At 72.6% G+C, this 3,951-nt stretch carries 2 protein-coding genes and 1 pseudogene; 2 read left to right on the forward strand and 1 reads right to left on the reverse strand.

Annotated elements, in window-relative coordinates; all coding sequences use genetic code 11:
* On the reverse strand, positions 1–799 hold a 799-nt coding region (locus GS4_RS24600; RefSeq protein WP_007625829.1), incomplete at its 3' end, for an IniB N-terminal domain-containing protein.
* A 295-nt stretch (positions 800–1,094) separates the two neighbouring features.
* On the opposite strand from GS4_RS24600, the gene GS4_RS24605 reads away from it, so the two are divergent.
* Together GS4_RS24605 and GS4_RS24610 are read left to right on the forward strand one after the other, a co-directional pair.
* Positions 1,095–2,873, forward strand: coding sequence for an Hsp70 family protein (locus GS4_RS24605; RefSeq protein WP_007625830.1), 1,779 nt, complete (start codon positions 1,095–1,097; stop codon positions 2,871–2,873).
* Between the two features lie 40 nt (positions 2,874–2,913).
* Positions 2,914–3,951: pseudogene (locus GS4_RS24610) on the forward strand (LuxR family transcriptional regulator); the annotation flags it as partial.

Raw genomic sequence — 3,951 nt, forward strand, 5'->3', positions numbered from 1 at the left:
GTGCGGCCGAGAGCTGCGCGGCCAGCGAGCCGCCGAGGCCGAGGGCGACATCGCCACCCGCCGAGAGCAGGGCGTCGAGTGCCGCGCCGAACTGCCCGACGAGTGCACCTTCCACGCCGAGTGCGCCGCCGAGGGCGCCCGAGACTATGGCGCCGATGTTCGCGGTCGCGCCGAGACCGCCGGCGACGACCGTCTCCAGGGCGGCGCCCAGGGCTGCACCGAATTGTGCGGCGATCGCGCCACCGGCGCCGAGCCCGGCGGCCAGAGTCGCACCGAGCGCGACCGCGAGCTGGCCGGCGAGGTCGAGGTCACCGAAGGCGATGCCGCCCAGATCGAGGTCGGCAAGGCTCAGGCCGGAGAGGTCGATGCCGCCCAGCGCGATGCCCCCGAGGCCGCCGAAGTCGATGTCGCCGAGCCCGAATCCGCCGAGATCGATGCCTCCGAGGTTCACGTCGCCGAAGTTCACGCCGCCGAGCCCGACGTTGACCCCGCCGAGTCCGCCCAGGCCGATGCCACCGATCCCGATGCCGCCCAGGCCGATGCCCAGTCCGCCGCCGAGGCCACCACCGCCGGCGCCGCCACCGGCACCGACGATCGCGCCGAGTCCTCCACCGACACCGCCACCGACCACGGCGCCGGAGTCGGCGACCAGCGGTGCCGCCGCGGAGACGTCGCGGGGGGTGATGCCGTGCAGGCCGGCGCGGTCGATGGCGACCTGCGGGTTGTTGCAGTAGTCGGCGAGTGCCTTGTCGTCGCGCAACAGTCCGAGGATGAAGTCGAGTACCGCGTTGCTGGCCATGTGAGAGTCCTTGCGTCGGGGAGATCGCAGGTCGATCCCGTGTCGTAGACGACGCTAGGCACCTCGGCCATCTCCGACATCGGGGTAAATCCCCAGTCCTCGTCCACCCCCTGGGCATAGGGGATTCACCCTGTGGGGCCCCGGGGGGACGGGGGCATCGGGATTTTGTCCCCTATCCCCCGAATGAGCTAACGATCTGGCTCCGGACCACGACAAACTCAGTGCATGCACCGGTGGGGGCCGGAGCATAGGAGTCCCGACGACCGCCCCCACGGGTGAATGAGGAGTGACCGAGATGGCCATCGGCATCGGTGTGAAGATCGGCTCCGCGAACAGTGTCGCGGTCGCCGCGTCGGAGTCCGCGTGGGAGAACAGCGTCGTCCTCGACACGGTGGCGCTCGCAGGTGTCGACGGATTCGTCGACCGCGTCGGTGACCCGGTGCCCGTCCTGGACCAGATCGGGGTGGCCCACGATGCGGCGCAGGTCTACGTCGACACGGTCGCGGCCGTGGTGGCCGCACTGGAACTGCCGGCCGATGTGGACAGCCACCTCACCATCGCGCACCCCGACACCTGGACCGTATCGGCGGTCGACGCCGTGGCCGCCCGCATCGCGACCCATCCCGATCTCCCCGACGCCGACGCAGTGACCCTGCTGTCGGAGTCCTTGGCCGCCCTGACCGCGGCCGAGAACTCCGGCGGGGCGTTCGGCGACACCGCCGTGGCCACCTATGACCTGGGTGCGTCCGGTGTGACCGTCGGTGTGCTGCACACCGGCGAGCAACCCCGCCAGGTCGGCCGAGCGCTCCGGATGGACACCGTGAGCGGCCACGAGATCGATCGACTCCTCCTCGGCCACGTCCTGACGACCACCGGAGCGGCCGACGTGCTCGACGCCGCGCTCGTCGACGCCGCCGACCATCCCGAGATCATCGACGACCTCGCCGCGCTCCGGTCCCGGTGCCGCGATGCCAAAGAAGCACTGTCGGTGGACACCGACACCGTCGTCGACGTCCGGGTCGGTGAGATCGAGACCCAGGCACGCGTGGTGCGCGACGATGTCGAAGACCTCGTCCGCGGCCCGATCGCCGACTCCGTCGGTCTGCTGCGCTCGGCCCTCGCCGACGCCGCCGTCGATCCGGCGTCGCTGGCAGCCGTGATCGTCACCGGTGGTGGAGCGCAGATCCCCCTGGTCGGTGAACTGTTGTCGGCGACCCTGCGCGTCCCGGTCGTGCTCGATCCCGACCCGTCGTCGGCGACCGCGGCGGGTGCCGCGCTGTCGGCGACCCGGCAGATCGCCGAGCGTGTACCGGCCACGACCGCCCTGCCTGCGGTCGCCGCCGCGGCGGCCGCGCTACCCGACGCACGTCCGCTACGAGAGATCATCCCGGCCCCCAGCACCCCGGTCACCGAGCCCGCCCCGCGACTCTCGCGCCGTAAGCGCGGCACGTTGATCACCATCGGCACCGCGGCCCTGGTCCTGGTGACCGCGACCGGACTGTCCGTCGGCACCGGCCTCATCGGCTCCACCGGCGAGTCCACGCCGCCGCCCGCAGGAGCGGCGACGACCAAGTCCGCCACGGCAACCCCCGGCGCGAGTACAGCCGGAGCGACCGACGGACGGCCTGGGGCGACCACGAACGGGACTGCCGGCGCCGGTCAGACGCCCGGACGCACCGCCGCGAACGGCGCCGGTGGCACGACCGGTGCTCCCGGCACTCGTACGCCCGGCACCCAGGCGCCGGGCACGGGAACCCAGACCCCCGGTGGGCAGAACTCGGGTGGGGGCCAGACCGGCGCCCCCGCGAACCCGGGGGGATCCGGGAACACCGGTGGCTCAGGCGGTTCGGGCAACACCGGCGGTTCCGGTGGCTCCGGTGGTTCGACGCAGAACCCGCCGCCGGAGTTCCCCAGCTCCGGTGGTGGATCGGGTTCGGGTGGCGGCTCTGGCAACACCGGTGGCGGCCTGAATCCCGGTGGCGTGGTCGGTGGCGTCCTCGAGGCGCCCGGCAAGGTGCTCGACGGCACCGGCCAGACCGTCTGCAAGATCCTCTGCACCAACCAGAACGGCTGAGATGACGCCGGTTGCGCCGACGGTCGGGGACCATCGACAGATGGAATCGGTCTCACCGGCCGCAGCATGGGTGGACGCCGTGGTCGGCCGACTGCAGAACGGCACACCGACGTGCGCCGTCGTCGTCGGCGCACCCGGCAGCGGACGGACCGCGCTGCTGCGTGCGGTCGTCGAGCGAGCGGCGGGCCTCGACATCCCGATCGTCATCGGGCCGCCGACGCTCCCACTCGCCGCCGACTCCCTGTCGATCGCCGTCGCAGACGATCTCCACCGTTGGCCCGCACAGCTCCTCGACGCAGTGGTCGCGGAGGTCGCGGCCGGCCGGATGAGTCTAGTCGGCGCCACCGAGGCCCGATCTCACGATCTCGCCCTCCGACGGGCCACCGAGGTCGCCGACCGAAGCGCGCTGGCCCTCACCATGCCGATCATGGGGACCGCCGAGGTACTGACCCGCGCCGGACGCCTCGGCCTGACCTTGACGCCGTCGACCGCATCGCAGTTGCGACGCCGATGCGGGGGTGCGCGCGGGATAGTCGATGCCGCGCTGCGAGCGCTCCGCGACTCCGAGCCGAATCCCGCAGGCGGGGAGGGCGATCCGCTCACGGTGGCGACCCGCATCGCCCGCGACGCCCACCACCGGCTCCTGCTCCGGCTCGACGATGCGACCGTCGCGGTGCTCGTGCTCGCCTCGGTCCGCGCGCCGCTGGATCCGGACAGTGTCGCCGAGACCCTCGGTATCGATCGGGCGACCGCGCTCGTCGGGCTCGACCGTGCTCGCGGCACCGGGTTGCTCGGTGGCTCCGACGTGTTCGCCTCTGCTGCGCGTGAACCGCTGCGCGAGGTCGTCGGTGATGCGCGGATCGCCGACCTCCGGAGACGCGCGATCTCCGCCCGTCTCCGTGCACCGGAACTCTCCGCCGACGACGCGCTCGGGGCCGTCGGTGCGGGTATCGACGACCCTCGACTGGTCGATGTGCTTCTGGCCGAGGCGGAGTCGATCGCCGTCACCGCCCCGACCCGCGCCGCGACCATGCTCTCGGCCGCCGATCGCGCAGCGCCCGGCCGCGCCGACGTCCGG

The sequence above is a fragment of the Gordonia soli NBRC 108243 genome (genome assembly GCF_000334455.1).
In the GTDB taxonomy this organism is placed as follows: Bacteria; Actinomycetota; Actinomycetes; order Mycobacteriales; family Mycobacteriaceae; genus Gordonia; species Gordonia soli.